Raw genomic sequence first — 22,556 nt, 5'->3', positions numbered from 1 at the left:
CCCCATGGCCGCATTGGTCGCCATCTACAAGACGCCTGCCGACGTCGAAGCCTTCGAGAAGCATTACTTCGGCACACACATACCGCTCGCCAAGACCATGCCAGGGTTCAGAAAATACGAGGTCAGCTCCGGACCGATTTCCACGCTGGCCGGGCCAACGGATATCTATCTGATCGGGACCGTACACTTCGACGACTTGGCGGCGATGCAAAGGGCGTTTGCCAGCCCTGAGGGGCAAGCAACCGCAGCGGATCGCCAACTCTATGCGCCCGATCATACGGGTGTCCAAATCTTTGCTTTCGACACTCGGGAAGTCTGAGCTGATGACCGCCCCTAAAGCCACCTATGTCCTCGTCCACGGCGGATGGCACAACCGCTCGCACTGGCACAAGGTAACCCCGATCCTGGAGGCCGAAGGCCACAGGGTGCTGACGCTCGATCTTCCCGGCGCCGGGGCTAACACGATCGCGCCAAAGTCACTCAGCGCCCGCCCGTTCGACCTCGCCGCCTTTGCCGCGGAGCCTTCGCCTGTCGCTGGCGTCACGCAGGAGAAGCGGACCCAAGCGGTTGTCGCTCTGGTGAGAGAAGCAGCCTCGCTTGGCGACAAGGTCATCTTGGTCGGCCATTCGGCCGGCGGCATGACAATTTCGGCTGTCGCTGAGCAAGTTCCTGAGTTGCTAACTGCGGTCGTTTATCTCGCCGGCTTCATGGTTCCGAAGGGCCAGTCGCTACTGATGATGCTCCCGCATGAAACCATGGCCTCCGCCCTGTCTCTTGGTCTGTTCGTCGGCGATCCCGCCGCGATCGGCGCCACCAGGATCAACCCGGGCCCCTCGGATGACGCTTACCGGTCACTCCTGAAAGCGTCCTTCTACGCGGACGTGACCGAGACCGATTTCGCCCAGGCGGCGTCCCAGCTGCATTGCGATGAACCGAGCGGCGGCGCCCTGGCGCCATCTGAAATAACGCCAGGCCGGTTCGGCTCCGTGCCGCGCCATTACATCCGCACGACGCAGGATTGTGCGGTGCCCTTGGCCGGTCAGGACTACATGATCTCAGCGGTGGACGACACGATCGGCGGCGCGACGGTCACGCACACCATGGAAAGCAGCCATTCGCCCTTCCTGTCACAGCCGGCGGCTTTGTCGAAGATCCTTCTCGACATCGGAGGAGCGGGGGTTGATCCATGAGCGCTGACGACTTCGATGATCGGCTGAACGCGCTTCGGCCACGCCTGCACCGCTATTGCGCCCGTATGACGGGCTCGACCTTCGATGGCGAGGACGTCTTGCAGGATACCCTCGTCAAGGCGCTGGCCGCCCGGGCCGAGGGCGCCAACGTCGACAATCTCGAGGGCTGGCTGTTTCGCATCGCCCACAATACCAGCCTCGACCTCCTTCGCCGCCGCTCCCGCAACACGGTCGTTCCGTTGACAGAAGACGTCGGGGCGGCCCCGATGCCCGAAGCAGATATTGTCGCTGTCAGCTTTCAAACCTTCCTGCAGTTGCCTGAGCTTCAGCGCTGCGCCGTGATCCTCAAGGATGTGCTCGGTCATTCGGTCGATGAGGTGGCGAGCATCGCTGACTGCACACCGGCGGCCGCGAAGTCAGCCCTCCAACGCGGCCGCGCCGCGCTGCGTAGCCTCGCTCAAATGCCCGCCGATACCCGGCTGCCGCTCATGCCTGATGCGGCCCGGCAAAAGATGGCCGCCTTTGTCGAACTGTTCCGCAGGGGCGATTTCGATGCGATCCGCGCCACGCTCGCCGACGACGTAAAGCTTGAGCTGGTCAACCGTCTGAAATGGGAAGGCCGCGACAAGATCGTCCCCTACTTCACGCGCTATGCTCAGGAGACGAAATGGCGGTTTTCTTTCGGTGCGGTTGAAGGCCGTCCGGCGATGCTGGTTTTCGACAGTAGCGCGATGGAGCAGCCAGCGCATTTCGTGCTGGTCGATTGGCGGAATGACGAAATCGAGGCGATCCACGACTTCTTGTTCGCCCCGTATGCGCTTGAATCGGTGGATTGGGCGCGACTGGATTCGATGGCCTGAATCCCGATAACGAGCGACTGCCCGGCGCATCTGACGGTCTGCAAGCGGACCCTTTCAACCTCATCCAAGGGTCGGAGGCACGCTTTGCCTTCCCGCCCACAAGCGGACGCCCCGCGTCCCGCTCATCCTTAAATCTCCTGGAGGCTGCAGCGCGCCGGTCTGTCCAGGTCAGTCAAGGACTGGCCTGCGGCCAGCCGCTCCGCGGCGGCGCGGAGCGGCGTCCTTGAGCAACCTGGTCAGACCGGCGATCGTCTCGCCGTGAGATTTAAGGATGGCTCCCTTCGGCGCGAAGGGGGCGGGAGGCCAATCCAATAGATCACCGTCATCCCGGGGCTTGTTGTTCAGACCGGGGACATGCCTGACGGGTGTTCGGGGAGATAGCTGACACATCATTGGCTGGATGAGGCTCTTGAGGAGGGCGGTCCATGCCTTGGCGCGAGGTGTCGGCGATGGAAGATCGGCGAGCGTTCGTGAGGCTTGCGATGCTGGAGGGTGCGAACCGGCGGGAGTTGTGCCGTCGGTTCGGGATCAGTCCGGACGTTGGGTACAAGTGGCTGGCGCGGGCGGCGTTGGGGGATGAGGCGCTGACGGACCGCTCTCGTAGGCCGCACGAGAGCCCGGGGCGCTGCTCGGCGCGGATCGAGGCGGCGGTGGTGGCGGCGCGACAGGCGCATCCGGCCTGGGGCGCACGCAAGCTCAAGGCCTGGCTGGAGGCGCGGGGGACAGCCGCGCCGGCGGTCTCGACGGTGCATGCGATCCTTCGCCGGCACGGGCTAGTCGAGGCCTTTCCGGTCTCGCCGGGCAAGGCCTGGACACGGTTCGAGAAGAGCCAGCCCAACGAGCTTTGGCAGATGGACTTCAAGGGCTGGATCAAGCTGACCAACGGCGAGCGTTGCCATCCGCTGACCATCCTGGACGATCATTCGCGCTTCTCGACCGGCCTGAAGGCCTGCGCCGACCAGCGTGGACCCACCGTCAAGGCCCATCTGGAACAGGCTTTCCGTCATCACGGCCTGCCCCAGGCCTTCTTCGTCGACAACGGCCCGCCGTGGGGCGAGGCCAGCGGCGAGCGCTGGACGCGCCTGGCCGTCTGGCTGCTCAAGCTGGGCGTCCAGGTGCTCTACAGCCGCCCCTATCACCCTCAGAGCCGCGGCAAGATCGAGCGCTTCCACCGCTCCCTGGCCGCCGAGGTCTTCGACCTGCAACCCTTCGACAGCTTCGCCCAGGTCCAGCGCGCTCTGGATCGATGGCGCGAGCTCTACAATCACGAGCGTCCTCACGAGGCGCTCGATCTGGCCTGTCCGGCCCGCCGCTACCGGACAAGCCCAAGGCCCATGCCCAGCCGTCCGCCAGAGCCCCAATACGACAGCGCCGACATCGTCCGCACCGTCTCAACCACCAAGGCCTACGTCCAGTTCAAGGGCCGCCTCTGGCGCGTGCCAAAAGCCTTCCAGGGCGAAACCCTCGCCCCGCGACCGCTCCAGCGCGACGGCCTCTACGGCGTCTTCTTCGCCTCACACCAGGTCGCAACCATCGACTTGACCAAACCAAAATCCGTCAGCCATGTCTCCGAACAGGTGTCCGCTATCTCCCCGGTCTGAACACTTGCCCCCGGGACCCATGGTTCAGCTTCCACGTGAGCACCGGGGTCTGCTCCGCCCTTGCGGCGGACAAATGGGTCCCGGGGACAAGCCCCGGGATGACGGGATTTTTGCAGAAGGGCGGGGATAAGCTGCGCGCAATCCCCGTGCTGTCGCTGATGGAGTTCAGCAAATTCAAAGCCCTAAAAATAAAACGAGCGCGCCCATCAGACGCGCCGAAACCGCCTGCATAATCAATCTCACCTGACAGCACGGGAAGGGCGCACGTACGGCGACCGTTGCGGCTGTCAGGGGTGGTCGAGCGGGAAGCGTCCGTCGGCCGTCGTCTAAAGGCCCGATGGGGTCTGGCGGAGCGGAGCGGTCCTTGCGGGGGCCGAACGTGTCGAGGCCGGGCCCGGACCGCCGGGAACTCCCTTTGGCGACGCCCGTATGATGCGCAACAGGCATGGGCTGAAATCGCCCATGCGGTCTGGACGGGGTCGCTATCCCCTCCACCCGTCGGGGGCCTAACGTCGGAAGCGGGTTAAAACCCCGCGCCCCGAGGGCTCACCGGATAACGGCTGCGCGGAGCGTTCGTCTTCGTCGAAACGGTATTCAACTATCCCATCATCCGGGCGAGGCCCGGACGCTCCGCAGCCCTTCCCACCCACTCGGCGGCTTTCCGCGCGAGAGCGCCAAGCCGTGGCTGCTCCCCCTCCGGAGGCGGATCAATCGCTACCCCCGCCCGTACCGCATCTTCGCCAGCGCCGTGACCAGCTCGCTGGCCAGATCCATCGGCTTGATCCCGGCCTTCCACTTCTCGAAGGCCATGACGTTGTCGATGCGGGCGTCCAGGTGCGTCAGGGCCGACTCGCGGCCCGAGGCCATGTCGACGGCCAGGGTCGAGACCAGGATGCCGGAGAGAATCGCCCGCTTGGAATAATGGTTCTCGTCGGTGGCCGTATCGCCCGCCCAGCGCCAGAGCACGTCGGCGCTTTCCCAGGTCAGGCGCAGGGCCAGGGCCAGGTTGGTCGGGAAGGCCAGGAACGCCGCCAGAGGCCGCAGGACCCCGGCGTCGGCGCCCGCGGCGTCGAGGCGGGCCACCACGCCGGCGCGGATCTTTTCGCGGATCTTCAGCGTCGTGGGATCGAGGGCGGCCAGGGTGCGCAACGCCGCCGCGTCATGGCGTCGCGACAGCAGGGCCGCCAGATCCCTCGCCCCTTCGGGCAGCAGAAGCTGGGTCTCGCCGGGCGACAGGCCCGCCGCCTGGGCGGCGCGCTGCGTCAGAGCCGCGTTCCAGCCCGCGCTCGGCGCCAGGCGCACGGCCTCGTCCAGCACCCGCTGTTCGGCCTCGTCGGCCCAGCTGCTTCCGCTCTCGTTTCCGCTCGGGGCGCTTTTGCTCATGAATCCGAGTCTACACCGTGGTTTAGGCCGCGTCGCGCATGGACAGAGCCCATTCGCTCTGCTATCAGCCGCCCCTCGTTTCCCGGAAGCCCCCCTTCCGGGTTTATCAGGTTTTGTTCGCCCGCCCGGCCCCTGAGAGGGACTCGGGACATTGGTCGGGCCGTCGAATGGAGAGAGACCCCTGGTCCAGATTTTCGTCCGCGACAACAACGTCGATCAGGCCCTCAAGGCCCTGAAGAAGAAGATGCAACGCGAAGGCTCGTTCCGCGAAATGAAGCGGCACGTGCACTATGAGAAGCCGTCGGAAAAGCGCGCCCGTCAAAAGGCCGAAGCGGTTCGCCGCGCCCGCAAGCTGGCCCGCAAACGCGCCCAGCGCGAAGGCCTGATCCCGATGCCGAAGAAGCCGGTCGGCGCGCGGTAGGCTTTAGCCTCACTGCCGAAGACTCTCGAAAGCCGCGCGGCGATCCGCGCGGCTTTCGTCGTTTTGGGCTCCTATTGGGCGGCCTCGCCCGGGCTGGCCACGAAGGCCACGGCCTTGACGATATGGTCGGCGAAGCTCTGGCCCAGCAGCCGGGTATGGCTGGCGGCCTCGACATGGTCGACCAGACCGTGGCGCGAGGCGTTGGCCGGCGCCGCCTGGATCGCCTTCCAGGCCTCGCGACCCTTTACAGGACCGGCGGTGACCACGGCCACCGGCCAGGCGGGATCATAGGGCGGCTGCAGGGCGGCCTGGTCCGAGGCCTGGGCCCACAGCTCCACCTCGTCGGCCGAGGTGCGGTTGTGGCGGCCACTGGCGAAGGCCCAGCGCTTCTCGGCCCCCGCCTCCCGGGGCAGGCCGATCTTGTCGCCCATGCCGGTGTGGACCAGCGGCTTGTACAGCCCGATCGACGCGCCCCTTGCCGCCCAGCGCGAGGCCGCCGCGAAGGCCTTGATGAAGCCGCTCATGCGGGGGTTTTGGGCCGCCTCGGGCGTCGCCGCGTCGACCAGGACCAGGCCCGCGATCTTGCCGGGGTTCTGGCCGGCGTACTGGCGCAACCTCAGCCCCGCCATCGAGTGGCCGACCAGGATGTACGGGCCCGGCTCACCCGAGGCGGCGACCAGCTTTTCAAAGTCGGAGACAATGGCCAGGCCGTCGCGCGGCGCCGGTCCCAGCGGCGAATAGCCCATGCCGGCCCGGTCATAGGCGCAGGAGCGCCAGCCGGCCGTCGTCAGGGCCTCCTGGGTCGCGCCCCAGTCGGCGGCGAAGCCGAAGGCGCCGGCCTCGAGCCAGACCACCGGACGGGCGCTGCGCGGCCCTTCACAGACCAGACGCAGGCCTCGGCCCGCCTCGATCTGGACGATCTCGCCGCGAGGACGAGGCGCGCCTGAAGCGCTCATCACGCCGCCCAGGGCGATATAGGAAACAAGAAAGACTACGACACCGGCGAAACCGCGAACAAGGACCTTAAGCATGGTCCCTACCTTACCGGTCGATCGTGACGCGTCGAGGGCCGTGTCTCAGCTATCGGCGACCGAAATGCGGGTGCGGGCGCGGCCGCCCTTGGCCTTGGCTAGCTTCACGCTCTCTGGCCAGTTGGACACCTGGGCCATCCGCACCTTGCGCGACACCCGCGCGGCGGCGCGCAGCGGCAGGTCGTCGGCCTCGGCGAAGGTCTGTCCCAGGAAGAAGGAGGGGTTGAGAGGCTTGCCCTTGCGGCGCAATTCAAAATGCAGGTGCGCGCCTGTCGAGCGGCCGCTGCTTCCGACATAGGCGATCGTCTGGCCCCGCCGCGCGTACATGCCGGGCTTGACGCCCCGCGCGGTGGCGCCCAGATGGGCGTACATCGTGCGGAAGCCGTCCTTGTGGGCGATCTCCACGAAACGTCCGTAAGAGCCGCTGGCGCCCGTCCGCACGACCATGCCGTCGGTGGCGGCCACGATCGGCGAACCGGTCGGCGCGGCGATGTCGACGCCCTCGTGCAGGCGGCCGTTCTCTTCCCACGGCAGCTGGCGCAGACCGAACGGGGAATTGACCACGCGGCCCGGCAAGGGGGTGTCGAACACGAAGGCCGGCGGCGGCGGCGGGGGAGGCGGCGGAATCTCGACGGGCGGCGCCTCGACCACGGGCGTGGGCGCCGGATCCGGCTCGCCCGCGAAGGCGCGCAGGGCCGAGCCCGCGTTCAGCGCGCAGACCGTCGCGAGCGCGCCAACCAGGGCGAGGAAGGCGGCGCGGGAATAGGCAGGTCGAGCAGCGAGGGTCTGTGACGTCAAAAATCCGCTTCCTCAAAGACGAGCGGTCGATTTTGGGGACCGTGCGAAGGCGCACTTGGTCTCACAACGACCTTTCGTGATCATGAATCCGCGCGCTAGATGACGGCTCTATTGGGCGAAAGCTGGGCGCAGCTTAACCATTCATCCACCTGTAGACAGATGATCCACGGCGATATCGACGCGTACTCTACGCCTGCAAATCTTCACTTGGATCTCGACGACAATATTCACACGGCCCTATCAAGAGTAAGCCCGGCGCGGGTCAGGGACAGACGATGCGGCGCCCGCCCACCCCACTTGGCGATGCTTGACGTTCGCCGGCGCTATCAGCCGCGATGATCCTGAAAACAGAGTCCGCAGACCCCAACGCAGCGCGGGCCAAGACAACCGGCGCTCTCGCCGACACGGCTCTGTCGCGAAGAGGTGCGACACCCTGTCGCGACACCGTGGCGCGGGTAAGGATCGCCACCACCCCACGACGCCGCCGCCGCATTTATCTTTCCAAACATTACTGGAATTTTATTCCGTTAAACGCGTGTAATTCTTTAAATTAAACGTCATGACTGAGACGTAACGGGACTTAACGAACGCTCACAAGTACATCTCTGGACATGGGGCGCAGCAAAGCGCCGGACACAAACCAACACCGAGGGATTACTTCAAATGCGCAAGTTCATCATGAGCCTGACCACTGTCGCCAGCATCAGCCTGGCCGCCATTCCCGTCCTGGGCCTGACCCAGGCCGCCAACGCCGGCGAACTGCAAGCCCGCATCGCGGTCAGCGACCTGAACCTGTCCAACCCCGCCCAGGCCGCCGTGTTCAAGGCTCGCGTCGACAACGCCGCCCAGACCCTGTGCCGCGCCAAGGTCCGCAACAACCCCGCCCGCCTGTCCTACGGCGCCTGCATCGTCAGCGTTCGCCACGAAGCCTCGAACCAACTCTCGAGCACGCAGCGCAAGGCCCTGAAGTTCGCCGCCCGCGCCACGTCGGTCGAGATGGCCGCCCGGTGAGTTCAGCCCAGGCGACACCCGGAAACGACAAAGGCCTCAGGATCACCTGAGGCCTTTGCTTTATCCAGGATGAGTAGGGGAAAGATCAGAGCCCCTTCACGATTCCTTCGACCATCTTCTTGGCGTCGCCGAACAGCATCATCGTGTTGTCGCGGAAGAACAGCTCGTTCTCGACCCCGGCATAGCCCGAGGCCATGCCGCGCTTGATGAACAGGACCGTGCGGGCCTTTTCGACGTCGAGAATCGGCATGCCGTAGATGGCGCTGGTCGGGTCGGTCTTGGCGGCCGGGTTGGTGACGTCGTTAGCGCCGATCACGAAGGCCACGTCGGCCGTCGAGAACTCGCTGTTGATGTCTTCCAGCTCGAACACCTCGTCATAGGGGACATTGGCCTCGGCCAGCAGCACGTTCATGTGGCCGGGCATGCGGCCGGCGACGGGGTGGATGGCGTACTTCACCTCCACGCCCTCTTCCTTCAGCTTGTCGCACATCTCGCGAAGGATGTGCTGGGCCTGGGAGACGGCCATGCCGTAGCCGGGGACGATGATGACCTTGCTGGCGTTCTTCATGATGAAGGCCGCGTCGTCGGCGCTGCCCTGCTTGACCGGACGGCTCTCGACCTTGCCGCCGGGCCCCGCCACGGCGTCGGCCGCGCCGAAGCCGCCGAGGATCACCGAGACGAACGAGCGGTTCATCGCCTTGCACATGATGTAGGACAGGATCGCGCCCGACGAACCCACCAGGGCGCCGGTGATGATCAGGGTGGTGTTTTCCAGCGTGAAGCCCAGGGCCGCAGCCGCCCAGCCGGAATAGCTGTTCAGCATCGAGACGACGACGGGCATGTCTGCGCCGCCGATCGGGATGATCAGGGTCACGCCGATGATCAGGGCCAGGGCGAAGATGCCCCAGAAGGCCCAGATGGCCGCGCCGCCGGAGATCACCAGCACCACGATCAGGGCCACGATACCCAGACCCAGGGCGATGTTCAGGAGGTGGCGGGCCGGCAGCATGATCGGCGCGCCGCCCATATTGCCGTTCAGCTTGGCGAAGGCGATGACCGAACCGGTGAAGGTGATCGCGCCGATGGCCAGGCCCAGGGACAGCTCGATCAGGCTGTTGAGGTGGATGTGACCATCCTCGCCGACGATACCGTAGGCGGCCGGCGTATAGATGGCGGCCACGGCGACCAGACAGGCGGCCATGCCGACCAGCGAGTGGAAGGCGGCGACCAACTGCGGCATCGAGGTCATCGGCACCTTGCGGGCGATCACCGCGCCGACGCCGCCGCCGACGGCGACGCCGCCGAGGATCAGGCCCAGGGTCACAACGTCCAGCGCGCCCTGGCTCCACAGGGTGGCCAGGGTGGTGCCGACCGCGATGGCCATGCCGATCATGCCGTTGCGGTTACCCGCCTGGCTGGTGACCGGGCTGGACAGGCCGCGCAGGGCCAGGATGAACAGCACCCCGGAGATGATGTAGAGGATGGCGGCGATATTGGCGTTCATTCGGAGGTCCCCCCGGACGGCGGCGGCGCCTTGTCGGCGCGCAGATTGGCGAGCAGCAGAGCCACGCCCATGCCGACGGCAAAGGGCGAGAGCCAGCGAAGGATGTCGGCGCCGCCGCTGGTCCCGGCCTGCAGGCCGATGGCGTTGGCGCTAAGGCCGATGGCGATCAGGACGAAGGCAGGCGCAAAGGCGGCGCCGTTGCCGGTGGCCTTCTTGCGCGGCAGCACCATCGAGACGCCGGCGGCGATGATCAGCAGGATCAGGGCGGCCAGGGTCAGCGTTGCGAAGCCGCTCACTTGGCCTTGTCCTTCTTCTTGTACATGGCCAGCATCCGGTTGGTGACCAGGAAGCCGCCGAAGATATTGACCGCCGCGAAGGCTGCGGCGATCGCGCCGGCCCCTTTGGAAATCCACACCGAACCGGTGGTGGCCTCGCCCGCCCCGCCATGGGCGGCGGCGGCCAGCAGGGCCCCGACGATGATCACGGAGGAGATGGCGTTGGTCACGGCCATGAGCGGCGTGTGCAGGGCGGGCGTCACGCTCCACACGACGTAATAGCCCACGAAGATGGCGAGCACGAAGATCGCCAGACGGAACACGGTGGGGTCGACGGCTTCCATGGGAGCCTCCCTTTCTATGCGCTTAGGCGGTCTTCAGAGATGGGTGAACGATTGCGCCGCCCTGGGTAACCAGGGCCGCCTTCAGGATCTCATCCTCAAAGTCGGGGGCAAAGCCGCCCTCCTTGTTCAGGAACAGACCCGACAGGGCGAACAGGTTGCGGGCATAGAGCGCCGAGGCGTCGGTGGCGATCCGGCCCGGCAGGTTGGCATGACCGAGGATCTTGGCGCCGTTGGCCGTGACCACGGTCTCGTTCAGCTTGGCGCCGACGACATTGCCGCCCTGTTCGATGGCAAGGTCCACCAGGATCGAGCCGGCGCGCATCGAGGCCACCTGTTCAGCGCTAACCAGCTTGGGCGCCGGGCGCCCAGGGATCAGGGCCGTGGTGATGACGATGTCCTGCTTGGCGATGTGCGAGGACACCAGTTCGGCCTGCTTGGCCTGGTACTCCTTCGACATTTCCTTGGCGTAGCCGCCGGCGGTCTGGGCGTTCTTGAATTCCTCGTCCTCGACGGCGAGGAACTTGGCGCCCAGCGACTCGACCTGCTCCTTGGTGGCCGGGCGAACGTCCGTGGCGGTGACCACTGCGCCCAGACGGCGAGCCGTGGCGATGGCCTGCAGGCCGGCGACACCGACCCCCATGATGAACACCTTGGCCGCGGCGATCGTGCCGGCGGCGGTCATCATCATCGGCAGGGCCTTGCCATAGGCCTCGGCCCCTTCGATCACGGCGCGATAGCCGGCGAGGTTGGCTTGCGAGGACAGCATGTCCATCACCTGGGCCCGCGTGATGCGCGGGATGAATTCCATGGCGATGGCGCTGGCGCCGGCCTTGGCCAGGGCGGCCAGCGTGTCCTTGTCCTGATGAGGATTAAGGGCGGCGGCGACGATCGCGCCGCTCTTCAGGGCCGCGATTTCGGCCGCTTCCGGCGCGCGCACCTTGAACAGCACATCGGCGCCGGTGATCGCGGCTTTCGCCGTCTTGGCCAGCTTGGCGCCGGCCGCCTCATAGTCGGCGTCAGGGTAGGAAGCAGCGACGCCCGCGCCGGCTTCGATCACCACCGAGAAGCCGGCGGCGATGAGTTTCTTCACCGTTTCAGGCGTGGCGGCGACCCGCGTTTCACCCCCGCGGGTTTCTTTCGTCACGGCGACGACGGCCATCGGCATACCCCTCCCAGAGCGCTGCTATCCCAGTCAGCTTGCGCTGCTGTTTAGGGGATAGTCTTGCCTCTTGTCGAGGCGTTACGCGCACGTCAGGGAGAAATTATGCCGATGTCCACCGGTGTCAGTGTGAGGAAGCGGGCTTTTCGCGAAGAAACACAATGCCCGCGACAGCCAGCACGAATCCGGAGATCGCGCCGGCGAGGAAGCCAGCCGGCGTGCAGAACCACAGGGTGATCGTCAGCAGCAGCACGGCGATCGCCAGCGAGCCCCACTTGGTCATGCCGCCAAAGGCGGCGTAGGTCGCAGCTTGTTCCTGGATGTCCATTTCACCGCGGTGGTAGTCGCCGGCCATGTCGTCGTCCTCGTTGGGGAAGAAAGATAGTCCAGCCGCTTACAACGGCGGGCCTAAAGGCTCAAGCGGGCTATGCCCGCGACACTTTCGACGGTCAGGGCCGTCATGCCGCCTCGCGGACCCACAATCGGCCGCAGAAAGCGCGAATAGTCGAGCGGCGGGCTGTCGCCAAACAGGCCGATCGAGGTGACGCCCACCGAAGCGGCCAGATTGAGCGGCCCCGAATCATTGCCGATGAAAAGATCGGCGCGCGACAGCAGGGCCGCGCCGGCATCCAGCTTCAGGTCGCAGACATTGACGTTGATGCAGCCGCGGTCGGCGCGTCTGAGTTCTGAGTCGACCGCGGCGCTGTCACCCGGTCCGCCCAGCCAGAAATGGGCGCCGCCAAGGTCCGACAGGGCGGCGCTGAGGCCCGTGAAGCGATCCAGCGGCCAGCAACGACGCGGTTCGCTGGCGCCGACGCCGTAGACGATCCAGGGTTTGGGCAGATGTCCGAAGCGCTGCTCGACCATTTCCAGAGCGGCCGGAACGGGAAGCAGGGCTGGTTCGCGGCTGGCGACTTTCAAACCGTGGGCCGCCTCGAAAGCCGCCAGCTTCTCGATCCGGTGGGCCGAGCGCATGGCGCGTGGCAGGAACGGGCCGTGGGTCAGCCAGCGTTCCTGACTGTGGCCCAGACCAAAGCCGCGCCGCTCGCGCACCCCGGCCAGGGCGGCGCCGATCGCGGGACGGTCGATCTTTTCCAGGATCCACACCGCCCGCGGCCGGCGCAGGCGGCAGAGGCGATAGAAGTCGATGATCTCGGCAAGGTGGCGAAGAGCCCCGGCGCGATAGTCCAGATAGTCAACGACCTCGACACAGGGCTCGCCGGCCAGCAGTTCCCGCGCCCGGCTGGACGGGCGGGCAGCCAGCAGCACCTTGCCCTCAAGCGCCCGAGTGGCGATGGCCCGCAAGGTCGGCAGGTGCCACATCAGATCGCCCACGCCCCGGTCGGGCATGTAGACCATCACCAATCCGGCCGGCGCCCCCCCAGGCTGCGTCATCGCCAGGCGGCGAGCAGGCCGCGCAGCCCGGCCACGAAGGCCAGCGGCTGATCGATCATCACATGGTGGTCGGCGTCTGGAAGGGGCACGAGCAGCACGTCCTTGGGCATCTGGTCGATCATATAGCCCAGGGTTTCGTCGTGCATAAGGTTGGACCGCTCGCCCCACATCAGCGCGGCGGGACAGGCGATGCGGGTCAGCAGCTCGCCGAGGTCGGGCATCGAGAACCGCTGCCAGATGGCCGGATCGAATTTCCAGGTCCAGCCGCCGTCCACTTCCTTCAGCGAGCGGCGGGCGATGTAGTCGGCGATGTAGAGGTTCTCGCAGGCCTGGGGCGGCGCCAGGCGGAAGCGGGCCAGGGCCTCGGTCAAGGTCTCGTAGACCTTGTTGCCGAACCCGGCGCGCGGCGGCGGCCCCTTCCAGCGCTTTTCCGGCGGCTGGATGCTGGAATCGACCATGATGATCCCGCGCAGGCGGTCGGCGTGCTCGACGCCGCAATAGAGGGTGGGAAAGCCGCCGAACGAGTGGCCGACCAGGATCGGCTTGACCCCGCCCGCCTCCAGCCCCGCCGCCTCGACCGCGGCGAACACCTCGGCCGCGAAACTCTGGGCCGAATAGGCCTCGCGCCAGCCCGAACCGCCCATGCCGGCCCAGGAAATCGCCGCCACCCGCCAGTCTTTCGCGAACCAGGGCGCGATGAAACTCCACCAGTCGGCGTGGGCCCCGTTGCCATGCAGGAACAGCAGGCCCGGCTTGCCGACCTCACCCCAGGTCAGGAGCTCGATGTCGACGCCGTCGACCGGGATTGTGGAGCGCTCGGGTTCAATGGCCAGCGCCGCCTCGAACCAGGCCGGCGCGGGCGGGGATTCACCGTTGAACGCGACCAGCGGCGCGGGCAGGGGCGGCGGCGTGCGCGCCAGTTGCTGTTGATCGTCAGCCATGCTCAGCCCTCGTCCTTGAAGGCCAGTTCGCCGGGGCGTGGCTTGCGGGGGCTGAGGCCCTTGAAGACGCCCGTGCCGGTGATCAGTGTCCGGTCGCCCGACCAGATGCGCCCCCGCACGGTGAAGACCATGTCCTCCTCGCCGATCAGCTCGCCCTGCCCCTCGACCCAATCGCCGAGCTTCGCGCCGGACATGAAGTCGCACATCAGCCGCACCGTCACCCAGCTGTAGGACTTCTGCAGCGAGATGATCCGGCCCCAGGCCATGTCGGCGAAGCTCATCAGCATGCCGCCGTGGCAATTGCCCAGACCGTTGGTGTGATGCTCCTCGACGCGGAAGCCCAGGCAGGCCTCGCCCGGTCCGGAGCGCTGCTCGAACAGCGGCCCGATCTGCCGGCCAAAGCCTCGCGACCAGTTGAGTTGGCTGTAGCCATCCGGAATGGCGGCGGTCTGGGCGTCGGTAAGATCGTCGGACATGGGACAAATCCTAACGATCGTTTGAACAAAGCGGAACCCTTCCCTGACGGCGTGTAAGGACGGGGCTTCGGTCGGCGTCTAACCTTCTCGAACACGGGATGGGGCCATGGCCGCGGATCAGCATCAGAAGCGACGGGGGGACGCGGCGTTCGCCGACTGGCTGGCGCCGCATCTGGGCGCGCTGCGCCGGATCAGCCGCGCCTTCGCCGAACCCGCCGACCAGCACGACCTGATGCAGGAGCTGATGCTGGCGGTCTGGAGCGCCCAGCCCCGCTTTCAGGACCGCAGCGCGGCGGCGACCTTCGTCTACCGCGTCGCCCACAACGCCGCCCTGACCTGGAAGCGCGGCGAGACGCGGCGGCGCAGGCGACGCGAAGGGATCGAGGCCGAGATGGCCCTGCGGGTCGAGCACGACAGGGCCGAACCAGAGGCCGGCCTGCTGGAGCGGCTGTATGCGGCGATCCGCACCCTGCCGCCGGTGGACCGCTCGCTGATCCTGCTGTCGCTGGACGGCGTCGCCTATGGCGAGATCGCCCAGCTGCATGGCCTTTCCGAAACCAATGTCGGCGCGCGGCTGACCCGGATCCGCGCCCGCCTCTCAACCCTCGTGAAGGATGACGGCGATGGAGTTTGACCGTCTCGAACAGGCCTGGCGCTCCGACGCCAACACCCCGACCGATGAAACCCAAGCCCGCTTGAAGGAGCAGCTGATGCATACCCTGAAAACCCGTCGCCGCGCCGAGCTGTTGCTGACCGGCATCCCGCTGACGACCCTGACCCTGTTCACCGTGATCGCCCTGGCCGCCGTCCTGAAGAACGAGGGCGCGGGATGGCCGGGCATCGCCATGCTGGCCATCTGCTGGGTGGTGATGATCACGGTCTTCTGGAACGGGTTCAGACATCGTTCGCGCGATGTCGGCGCGCCCCTGCGGGACACGGTCGCCGGCCTGCTGGCCGCGAACCGCCGGGCGCGGGCCAATTGCCATGTCTTCTGGACCATGCTGCCGGTGTTCATGGTTCCCCTGTTCCTGGCCTTCCAGCGGCTCCAGCAGGACGGACGGATGAATACCACCGAAGGCTGGCAGGCCATGGCTGTCTGCGGCCTCGGGCTGGCGGCCAGCGCGGGATGGAACGCCCTGCGCTATGTCACGGTGCTGAAGCCCGAGCAGAAGCGACTGGAAGCCCTTTTGGCCGAGTACGCAGGTTAGAAGGCCCCGCCGGCGCGCAGGTTGATCCCGTATTCGAGCGAGCCCTTCATGGCCGCCAGCATATGCATCCAGCCGCCGGCGTTGCCCTGCGAGGCCGTTATCCCGGCCTGGGTCTCCGGCCAGCCGGCCTCGCTGATCTGGACCAGGGTGTTGCCGCCATCCAGCGGCTTGAACACGATCTCCACGGTGTTGACGCCTTCGCCGGCCGCCGAACCCCACTCGAAGACCACGCGCTCGTCCTTGACCACCTCGCGGGCGGTGACCGGAAAGCTCTCGTCGAACTCCGGAAACTTCCACATCACCGTCACGCCGGGCGCCAGCGGGCCGGTCGCGGTCTCGATGAAATAGCCGGCCAGCTTGCGCTGATCGACCACCGCGTCGAACACCTGGGCGACCGGCTTGCGGATCTTCAACTGCACCTGGAATTTCAGATCCATGGTCTGGGCCTCCGTTGAACGCGGCGAGTTCACACCGAAAATCGCGACTAGGCCACCCCCGCCGCCGCCAGCACCGCCGCCTGGCGCTGGGCCAGACCCTCCTCCGAGAAGCCCTCGAGCGAAGCCTCGAACAGCGCCTTCCAGTTATGGCGGGCGCCCAGGTGCAGGAAGGCCGCGCCCAGGCCGATGGCGGCGCGGTCCATGAACACGAACTCGCGCGGAATGGTGATCGGACCCTTGGACTTCAGGGCCTGGCGCACCCGGAACGCCTCGCGGCGGCCGTACTCGCCGGGCGGCACGTCGTCGGCCACGGTGCGCACGCGGTCGTCCAGCAGCGGCCCGTAGATGAAGCGGGCCCAGACGTTCAGAACGTCGACCAACTCGTCATTCAGGTTGTCGAAGCCCCAGCTGCGATAGGCCTCGAACTGCTCGGCGCGGTCGTCATTGGACAGGGCGCGATAGAGGCGCACCACCCCGGCCACGAAGCGCGGCGGGAAGATGCGGATACAGCCGAAGTCCAGCAGGTTCAGATGCGCGGCGCCGTCGCCGCCCTCGGGCCCGCCGAAGGTGTAATTGCCCAGGTGCGGGTCGCCGTGGATGATCCCCAGATGGGTCATCGGGCTCCACCAGGCCTCGAACAGCAGGGCGGCGATACGGTCGCGGGTTTCCTGCGGCGCGTCCTTGAAGGCCAGCAGGCCCTGCCCGTCCATCCAGGTCATGCTGAGTAGGCGCCCCGTGGACAGCGACGGCACGGGCTGCGGCACCCGGATATCGTCGCGCCCCGAGAAGAAGCCGCCGTACAGCGCCATCAGCTTGGCCTCGCGGCCATAGTCCAGCTCCTCGCGCAGGCGGTCGCCGATCTCGACGATCATCTGGGTCGGGTCGATCGAGCCGTCCATCCGCTTGAAGAGGGCGAACAGGGTCTTCAGCTGGCCCAGATCGCTTTCGACGGCGCTCTGCATGTCCGGATACTGCAGCTTCACGGCGATGGCCCGGCCGTCGGGGGCGACGGCGCGGTGCACCTGGCCCAGCGACGCGGCGGCGCAGGCCTCGTGCTCGAAGCTCTGGAACTTGCTCTGCCAGTCAGGGCCAAGCTCGGCGGCCATCCGCCGACGGACGAACGGCCAGCCCATGGCCGGGGCGTTGGTCTGAAGCTCGGCCAGCTCGGCGGCGAATTCCGGCGGCAGCAGGTCGGGCACGGTCGCGAACATCTGGGCCGCCTTCATCAGCGGCCCCTTCAGTCCGCCCAGCGCCGCGCGCAAAGCCTTGGCGTTGCGGGCGTCGGCGCTGTCGCCGCCGAACAGGCTGTTGGCGCCGTAGCTGACGGCCGCGCCGGACAGCCCCGCCCCGACCTTGGCGAAGCGGCTCAGGCGGCCCGACAGGCGGTCGCGTTCGGGGTCGCGCGGATCATCGGCCATCAGGTCACCAAAGCCTCGAACTCGTCGACCAGCCGTTCCAGCTGCGCGCAGCCCGCCGTCCAGAACGCCTTGTCGCGCGGGTTCAGGCCAAAGGGCTTGAGCGCCTCGACATAGGTCTTGGTCCCGCCGGCCGCGAGCAGCTCTTCATACAGCGGCGCGAAGCCTTGCGGATCCTCGCGGCGCTTCTCCATCAGGCCGCGCACCAGCAGGTCGCCGAAGGCGTAGGCGTAGACATAGAACGGCGCGTGGCAGAAGTGGCTGACATAGGCCCAGTAGTGCTCATAGCCGGGATTGAGCCGCACGGCCGGGCCCAGGCTCTCGCCCATCACCTCCAGCCACAGGCCGCCGATCTCCTCGGGCGACAGCTCGCCCTCCTGGCGGGCCTCGTGGAAGCGGCGCTCGAAGCGGTGGAAGGCGATCTGGCGGACCACGGTGTTGAGGCCATCCTCGATCCGGCCGGCCAGCAGCTTGCGGCGGTCGTCCGGCGTCGCCTCGGCCAGCAGGCGGTCGAACACCAGACCCTCGCCGAAGATCGAGGCGGTCTCGGCCAGGGTCAGGGGCGTGTCGGCCAGCAGGGTGCCCAGCGGCGCGCAAAGGGTCTGGTGCACGGCGTGGCCCAGCTCGTGCGCCAGGGTCAGTACATCGCGCCGCTCGCCCATGAAGTTCATGAACACGTAGGGGTGCCGGTCGGCCGTGACCGGATGGGCATAGGCGCCCGACTGCTTGCCGGCCCGGGGCCGCGCATCGATCCAAGGCTGGGTGAAGAAGGTGCGCGCGGCGTCGGCGAACTTCGGCGCCAGGGTCTGGAAACTGTCCAGCACCACGCCTTGGGCTTCCGCCCAGTCATAGGTGCGCGGCGCGGCGGCATCCAGCGGGGCGTTGCGGTCCCAGTAGTCGAGGGCCTCGACGCCCATGATCTTCGCCTTCAGCGCATAATAGCGATGCGACAGGCGGGGATAGGCCTCGACCACCGCCGCCTCCAGGGCGTTGACGGCGTCGGCGTCGACCTCGTTGGACAGGTGGCGGGACTGGGCCGGCTCGGCATAGTGGCGCCAGCGATCCTCGACCTGCTTTTCAAAGGCCAGGGTGTTGAGCGCCAGGGCCTGGGTGGAAACGATGGCTTCCAGCGCCGTGGCCAGACCCCCGGCGGCGGCCTTGCGGCGCGCGACGTCGGAGTCCGACAGTCGGTTGAGCACCTCGGGCAGGGTCAGGCTCTCGTCGCCGACCCTGGCCTTCAGCTTGGCCAGGGTCTCGTCATACAGGCGCACCCAGTTGGCGACGGCCGGGCTCTTGTCGACGATAAAGCGCTCCAGGTCCGGGGACAGCTCGTGCGGACGCGACAGGCGCACCCGGCGCAGCCATGGCGTCCAGCGGACGCCCAGCGGATAAGCTTTAAGAGCCGCCTCGATCTCGCTGTCTTCCAGCCTGTTGAGCTCCAGTGAGAAGAACAGGCTTTCGGCGGCGATCTGCGACGAGCGGGCCCGCAGGTCTCCTTCGAACTTGGCCCAGGCCGGGTCGTCCTTGGCGATGGAGCCCGACAGGCTGGCATAGGCGCCGACGCTCCACAGGCCGTTGGTCGCCTGCTCGTACAGCCGGATGCCGCGATCGATCAGCAGGCCCAGCCGCTCGGGCTCGCCGCGCGCCTGCAGGAACAGGCCCTCCAGTGACGCCAGCTCGTCATTGGCGGCCTTGGCGGCGGCCAGGTCCAGCTCGATGCGGGGATCGTCGCGACCGGCATAGAGGTCGGCGAGGTTCCATTCGGGAAGGGCGTCGGTCTTGAAGGGGGCGTTCATGATCACAGGGATATGGCCCCTGCGGGGTGGGGCGCAACGGCGCATGGCGCTTGGGGGCGACATTCGTCCTGCGGCGCATTGCCCCCCTGCGTCACTGGCTCTCTCCACCCTTCCCCCATCAAAGGGGGAAGGGAGAGGACACGGCTTCTCAGCCTCACGCGGCATCAGCCACTGAAGGGGTTGGGGAGGCGCGAAGCGGCCGGGGCGAACCCGGATGACCGTGATGTTGTTTGTGCGTTTCGGCTCGACCTGTCCGCTTCGCAGAAGCTGTTCTTGCGTGAGGATCGGGCCAAGCGAGCGTCTTTCAGCTCTGATACCCGAGAGCCCCCGTACGGGCGCGCATCCCGTCGATCGGCTAACCGTCTCGACGCCGACGATGCGCGATAGGCGGGTTTACGATCCCTCGCCCTCTTCGACCCGCGCTCGCCCGGCCGACAAGCCACTCAGCGTTTGGTCCGTCCTTCTGAGACAGCCCGCACACCTCGACCCGCCTTCCAGAGCGTCGCGGCCCCGCTCAGCTCCATCCCCATCGCCGCCTTGGGCCGGTACCACGCGCCCTCCCCTTGCGACGGGGACAAACTCAAGAATACGGGAGGTTTCGGCGCGTCTGATTGGCGCGATCAACTATTTTACAAGTGATTGATCTTGTTGGACTCTACCCTGGAAAGTATGGGGATACAGCACCGTCTATCCCCATGCTCGCCCAAAAACGCTTGTCATCCCGGACGCGCCTTGGCGCGAGCCGGGACCCAGGGGCCGACGCACTGCGGTTGCCCCTGGGTCCCGGCGCTCCGCTGCGCTACGGCCGGGATGACAAGAATTATTGCAGTTTGAAGGTCTTCTCGCTCGCGAGAGGGAGCCATCCTTAAATCTCACGGCGAGACGATCGCTGGTCTGGAAAGGTCACTCAAGGACCGCCCTCCGGGCGGCCGCTCCGCGGCGGCGAAGCCGTCCTTGACTGACCTTTCCAGACCAGCACGCTGCAGCCTCCAAGAGATTTAAGGATGACCGGGACGCCGGGGCGTCCGCTTCCTCACGGATGCCAAAGACTGCGTCCGACCCTAGTGAGACGTTCAGTTTGCCCGGAAAGACGGCCGACGCCGGACGCCCCCTCCGTCACGATGCGTATTCGCATCGCGCCACCTCCCCCGTTTCACGGGGCAGGAGGGTGATGATGTTCTTCTCCTGCCCCGTAGCGAAGCGTGCGGGGGAGGTGGCGCGGCGCCGATAGGCGACGTGACGGAGGGGGCGCTGCTGAGCCTGACGTCCACTCTCCACCCATAGCCGCCCCTCCGCCCGTCCGCTTCCGCCCTCAAACCTCCCACCGCCGCGCAACCGCCTTCGGCGCCACGATCCGCCACGCCTCGCGCAACAACCCCGCCAACTCATCGGCGTCGATCTCCGCCAACCGCACCAGCACCGCCGGGTATCCCCGATAATGATCGTCCGTGAAGAACCGATCCGGCGCGGCCGCGATCAGCATTTCCTTGGTCTCGTTCCGGCAGCGTACGGCGATCACGCCCGGAACCAGCACCCGCTTTGCCTTGGGCGCGGGCCGGGCCACATAGCCCCAGGCAAGGCCCTTGCCGCCAACGGAATAGGCGATCTGGGCGCCGTTCGCCCCCGCTTCCACCTCCGGCAGGGCCATCGCCAGGGCGCTCAACTGATCCTCGGTGACCATCCTCAAACCCCTTGCTGGCAAGGCCTTGTTAAGCCTGAACCTTAAGGTTGCCGACACCTCTCCGAAAGCCGGTGTTTACCCGGCTGCTGTATCACTCTGAACCAACAAGAGCCCTGCTCCATGTCGAGCGCGGCCGGTTATGGTGGGTGTCTTCCTATGTCCAAGACGGTTCTCGTCGTCGATGACGATCCGACTCAGCGTCGCCTGATCCAGGCGGTGCTGGAACGTGACGGGTTCGCGGTTTCGCATGCCGAGAGCGGCGACGCGGCGATGGGGCACCTGAACTCCGGCGCGCCCACCGACGTGGTGCTGCTGGACCTGGTGATGCCCGGCCTGAACGGTCAGGACACCCTGAAAGAGATGCGGTCGCGCGGCTTCAATCAGCCCGTGATCGTGCTGACCGCCAGCGGCGGCGTCGACACCGTGGTCAAGGCCATGCAGGCCGGCGCCACCGACTTCTTCATCAAGCCGGCTTCGCCCGAGCGGATCACCGTGTCGATCCGCAACGCCCTGTCGATGGGCGACCTGAAGGGCGAGGTCGAGCGGCTGACCAAGCGCACGGCCGGCAAGACCACCTTCGCCGACCTGATTGGTGCGTCGCCCGCCATGACCCTGGTCAAGCGGATGGGCGAACGCGCCGCCAAGAGCGCCATCCCGATCCTGATCACCGGCGAAAGCGGCGTCGGCAAGGAGCTGATCGCCCGCGCGGTGCACGGCTCGTCCGACCGCGCCGGCAAGCCGTTCGTGGCCGTCAACTGCGGCGCCATTCCGGAAAACCTCGTGGAGTCGATCCTGTTCGGCCACGAGAAGGGCTCGTTCACCGGCGCCACCGACAAGCACCTGGGCAAGTTCAAGGAAGCCGACGGCGGCACCCTGTTCCTCGACGAGGTGGGCGAGCTGCCGCTGGACATGCAGGTCAAGCTGCTGCGCGCCCTGCAGGAAGGCGAGATCGATCCGATCGGCTCCAAGCGCTCGCAGAAGGTGGATGTGCGCATCGTCTCGGCGACCAATCGTGACGTGGCCCACGCCGTGTCGCAGGGCCGGTTCCGTGAGGACCTGTATTATCGCCTGAACGTCTTCCCGATCGAGGCCCCGTCCCTGCGCGAACGCCGCGAGGACGTGCCGGCCCTGGTCGAGGCCTTCATCCGCCGCTTCAATGTGGAAGAGGGCAAGCGGGTCATCGGCGCCTCGCCGGAAACCCTGGCCCTGCTGACCGCCTTCGACTGGCCGGGCAATGTGCGCCAGCTGGAAAACACGGTCTATCGCGCCATCGTTCTCGCCGACGCGCCCTATCTGCAGCCCTATGACTTTCCGGCGATTTCCGGCCTGCAGGCGCCGATCGAGGCCATGCCGTCGGCCAGCGTCACCGGGCCCGACCTCCCGTCCGTGCTGCAGGCGACGCATGCCGCAATGGCCAGCGCCCCGGGCGACGCGCCCGTGCGCATCCTCGACGATCGCGGTCATCTGCGGACTCTGGAAGAGATCGAGCGCGACCTCATTCAGCACGCGATCGACGTTTATGCCGGCCATATGAGCGAGGTGGCGCGCCGCCTCGGGATTGGCCGCTCGACCCTCTATCGCAAGGTGCGTGAGCAGGGCATCGATGTCGACATGAAGGAAGCTGGCTGAT

At 66.9% G+C, this 22,556-nt stretch carries 24 protein-coding genes and 1 pseudogene; 9 read left to right on the top strand and 16 right to left on the bottom strand.

The window, feature by feature from the left end; translation table 11 throughout:
• Positions 1–4 precede the first annotated feature (4 nt).
• The 4 genes from ACW17V_RS02110 to ACW17V_RS02095 all read left to right on the top strand — a co-directional run bounded on the left by ACW17V_RS02110 (position 5) and on the right by ACW17V_RS02095 (position 3,651).
• Complete coding sequence (locus tag ACW17V_RS02110) at positions 5–319, top strand: EthD family reductase (RefSeq protein WP_492107248.1); 315 nt, start codon at positions 5–7, stop codon at positions 317–319.
• 4 nt (positions 320–323) lie between these two features.
• A complete protein-coding gene (locus tag ACW17V_RS02105) occupies positions 324–1,190 on the top strand; it encodes an alpha/beta fold hydrolase (protein ID WP_492107247.1) in 867 nt (288 codons plus the stop codon).
• The gene (locus tag ACW17V_RS02100; protein ID WP_492107246.1) at positions 1,187–2,050 is read left to right on the top strand and encodes a sigma-70 family RNA polymerase sigma factor; all 864 of its coding nucleotides are present in this window, start codon (positions 1,187–1,189) and stop codon (positions 2,048–2,050) included. Before ACW17V_RS02105 ends, ACW17V_RS02100 begins: the two co-directional genes overlap by 4 nt.
• A gap of 425 nt (positions 2,051–2,475) precedes the next feature.
• Entirely contained in the window at positions 2,476–3,651 is a 1,176-nt protein-coding gene (locus ACW17V_RS02095; RefSeq protein ID WP_492107245.1) for an IS481 family transposase, read from the top strand.
• A 714-nt stretch (positions 3,652–4,365) separates the two neighbouring features.
• On the opposite strand, the gene ACW17V_RS02090 is transcribed toward ACW17V_RS02095, so the two are convergent.
• Positions 4,366–5,034: a COQ9 family protein gene (locus ACW17V_RS02090; RefSeq protein ID WP_492107244.1), complete on the bottom strand. Its 669-nt coding sequence runs from the start codon at positions 5,032–5,034 to the stop codon at positions 4,366–4,368.
• 181 nt (positions 5,035–5,215) lie between these two features.
• Between ACW17V_RS02090 and rpsU the strand changes: the two genes are divergently transcribed.
• The gene (gene rpsU / locus ACW17V_RS02085; RefSeq protein WP_085953736.1) at positions 5,216–5,455 is read left to right on the top strand and encodes a 30S ribosomal protein S21; all 240 of its coding nucleotides are present in this window, start codon (positions 5,216–5,218) and stop codon (positions 5,453–5,455) included.
• Positions 5,456–5,526: 71 nt separating this feature from the next.
• On the opposite strand, the gene ACW17V_RS02080 is transcribed toward rpsU, so the two are convergent.
• Together ACW17V_RS02080 and ACW17V_RS02075 are read right to left on the bottom strand one after the other, a co-directional pair.
• The gene (locus tag ACW17V_RS02080; RefSeq protein WP_492107243.1) at positions 5,527–6,486 is read right to left on the bottom strand and encodes an alpha/beta hydrolase; all 960 of its coding nucleotides are present in this window, start codon (positions 6,484–6,486) and stop codon (positions 5,527–5,529) included.
• A 45-nt stretch (positions 6,487–6,531) separates the two neighbouring features.
• Positions 6,532–7,284, bottom strand: a complete 753-nt coding sequence (locus tag ACW17V_RS02075; protein WP_492107242.1) for a M23 family metallopeptidase — start codon at positions 7,282–7,284, stop codon at positions 6,532–6,534.
• A 663-nt stretch (positions 7,285–7,947) separates the two neighbouring features.
• On the opposite strand from ACW17V_RS02075, the gene ACW17V_RS02070 reads away from it, so the two are divergent.
• On the top strand, positions 7,948–8,295 hold the full coding sequence (locus ACW17V_RS02070; RefSeq protein WP_492107241.1) for a UrcA family protein: 348 nt from the start codon (positions 7,948–7,950) through the stop codon (positions 8,293–8,295).
• A gap of 85 nt (positions 8,296–8,380) precedes the next feature.
• On the opposite strand, the gene ACW17V_RS02065 is transcribed toward ACW17V_RS02070, so the two are convergent.
• From ACW17V_RS02065 to ACW17V_RS02030, 8 genes are all read right to left on the bottom strand, one after another.
• Positions 8,381–9,799: an NAD(P)(+) transhydrogenase (Re/Si-specific) subunit beta gene (locus ACW17V_RS02065; RefSeq protein WP_492107240.1), complete on the bottom strand. Its 1,419-nt coding sequence runs from the start codon at positions 9,797–9,799 to the stop codon at positions 8,381–8,383.
• The gene (locus ACW17V_RS02060; RefSeq protein ID WP_492107239.1) at positions 9,796–10,095 is read right to left on the bottom strand and encodes a hypothetical protein; all 300 of its coding nucleotides are present in this window, start codon (positions 10,093–10,095) and stop codon (positions 9,796–9,798) included. Before ACW17V_RS02060 ends, ACW17V_RS02065 begins: the two co-directional genes overlap by 4 nt.
• A complete protein-coding gene (locus ACW17V_RS02055; RefSeq protein WP_492107238.1) occupies positions 10,092–10,418 on the bottom strand; it encodes a proton-translocating transhydrogenase family protein in 327 nt (108 codons plus the stop codon). The genes ACW17V_RS02060 and ACW17V_RS02055 overlap by 4 nt, the downstream gene beginning before the upstream one ends.
• Before the next feature lie 22 nt (positions 10,419–10,440).
• Positions 10,441–11,583 (bottom strand): Re/Si-specific NAD(P)(+) transhydrogenase subunit alpha, encoded by a 1,143-nt coding sequence (locus tag ACW17V_RS02050; RefSeq protein WP_492107237.1) that lies wholly within the window; start codon positions 11,581–11,583, stop codon positions 10,441–10,443.
• A 118-nt stretch (positions 11,584–11,701) separates the two neighbouring features.
• Positions 11,702–11,932: an aa3-type cytochrome c oxidase subunit IV gene (locus ACW17V_RS02045; RefSeq protein WP_492107236.1), complete on the bottom strand. Its 231-nt coding sequence runs from the start codon at positions 11,930–11,932 to the stop codon at positions 11,702–11,704.
• Between the two features lie 53 nt (positions 11,933–11,985).
• Positions 11,986–12,936, bottom strand: coding sequence for a glycosyltransferase family 9 protein (locus ACW17V_RS02040; RefSeq protein WP_492107235.1), 951 nt, complete (start codon positions 12,934–12,936; stop codon positions 11,986–11,988).
• Between the two features lie 32 nt (positions 12,937–12,968).
• Positions 12,969–13,913, bottom strand: coding sequence for an alpha/beta fold hydrolase (locus ACW17V_RS02035; RefSeq protein WP_492107234.1), 945 nt, complete (start codon positions 13,911–13,913; stop codon positions 12,969–12,971).
• Between the two features lie 2 nt (positions 13,914–13,915).
• Complete coding sequence (locus ACW17V_RS02030) at positions 13,916–14,389, bottom strand: PaaI family thioesterase (RefSeq protein WP_492107233.1); 474 nt, start codon at positions 14,387–14,389, stop codon at positions 13,916–13,918.
• Between the two features lie 106 nt (positions 14,390–14,495).
• On the opposite strand from ACW17V_RS02030, the gene ACW17V_RS02025 reads away from it, so the two are divergent.
• Positions 14,496–15,023, top strand: coding sequence for an RNA polymerase sigma factor (locus ACW17V_RS02025; RefSeq protein WP_492107232.1), 528 nt, complete (start codon positions 14,496–14,498; stop codon positions 15,021–15,023).
• Positions 15,013–15,597: a hypothetical protein gene (locus ACW17V_RS02020; protein WP_492107231.1), complete on the top strand. Its 585-nt coding sequence runs from the start codon at positions 15,013–15,015 to the stop codon at positions 15,595–15,597. Before ACW17V_RS02025 ends, ACW17V_RS02020 begins: the two co-directional genes overlap by 11 nt.
• On the opposite strand, the gene ACW17V_RS02015 is transcribed toward ACW17V_RS02020, so the two are convergent.
• The 5 genes and pseudogenes from ACW17V_RS02015 to ACW17V_RS01995 form a co-directional block, all read right to left on the bottom strand.
• Complete coding sequence (locus ACW17V_RS02015) at positions 15,594–16,034, bottom strand: SRPBCC domain-containing protein (protein ID WP_492107230.1); 441 nt, start codon at positions 16,032–16,034, stop codon at positions 15,594–15,596. The genes ACW17V_RS02020 and ACW17V_RS02015 overlap by 4 nt on opposite strands.
• A gap of 47 nt (positions 16,035–16,081) precedes the next feature.
• Complete coding sequence (locus ACW17V_RS02010) at positions 16,082–17,452, bottom strand: ABC1 kinase family protein (protein ID WP_492107229.1); 1,371 nt, start codon at positions 17,450–17,452, stop codon at positions 16,082–16,084.
• A complete protein-coding gene (locus ACW17V_RS02005) occupies positions 17,452–19,245 on the bottom strand; it encodes a M3 family oligoendopeptidase (RefSeq protein WP_492107228.1) in 1,794 nt (597 codons plus the stop codon). Before ACW17V_RS02005 ends, ACW17V_RS02010 begins: the two co-directional genes overlap by 1 nt.
• Positions 19,246–19,945: 700 nt before the next feature.
• A pseudogene (locus ACW17V_RS02000) lies at positions 19,946–20,067 on the bottom strand (hypothetical protein); the annotation flags it as partial.
• 490 nt (positions 20,068–20,557) lie between these two features.
• Positions 20,558–20,926: an MmcQ/YjbR family DNA-binding protein gene (locus ACW17V_RS01995; RefSeq protein ID WP_492107227.1), complete on the bottom strand. Its 369-nt coding sequence runs from the start codon at positions 20,924–20,926 to the stop codon at positions 20,558–20,560.
• 156 nt (positions 20,927–21,082) lie between these two features.
• On the opposite strand from ACW17V_RS01995, the gene ACW17V_RS01990 reads away from it, so the two are divergent.
• Positions 21,083–22,555 carry a sigma-54-dependent transcriptional regulator gene (locus ACW17V_RS01990; RefSeq protein ID WP_492107226.1) on the top strand — a complete coding sequence of 491 codons (1,473 nt, stop codon included), beginning with the start codon at positions 21,083–21,085 and terminating at the stop codon, positions 22,553–22,555.
• The last annotated feature ends 1 nt before the right edge of the window (position 22,556 follow it).

The organism is Caulobacter sp. FV2ye17ST (genome assembly GCF_058680955.1).
Note: the sequence above shows the minus strand (reverse complement) of the source record. Positions and strands in the feature narration are given on the sequence as shown.